A 255-nucleotide genomic window follows, 5' to 3' on the forward strand; every position below is an offset into this window, starting at 1 on the left:
CCCATCATCTCGTAAGTATTGTGCGCGTTTACTACGGCTTCATCGGGAATGCCCGATCTATGTGCAAAGGCGTGTTCGCCCACAATCGCTGTATTTGGCGGTACCTGCATATTGCTTATTTTTGCCACTTGGCGAGAGGCGCGATAAATTTCTTCGCTTTTAATATCGGTGTGAACGTTTAAGTGGTCTTTGCGCATTTTAATGATCATCGCCACTTCTTCAAGAGAGCAGTTTCCCGCACGCTCACCAATACCA

At 47.1% G+C, this 255-nt stretch carries 1 protein-coding gene; it reads right to left on the bottom strand.

The genetic code is table 11. The features are described 5' to 3' along the window. Positions 1-255 (bottom strand): hydroxymethylglutaryl-CoA lyase-like TIM-barrel protein (locus CWB60_RS20430; RefSeq protein ID WP_502704743.1); only part of this gene is annotated, 255 nt, incomplete at both ends.

This window comes from Pseudoalteromonas sp. S327 (genome assembly GCF_005886415.1).
Taxonomy (GTDB): domain Bacteria; phylum Pseudomonadota; class Gammaproteobacteria; order Enterobacterales; family Alteromonadaceae; genus Pseudoalteromonas; species Pseudoalteromonas atlantica.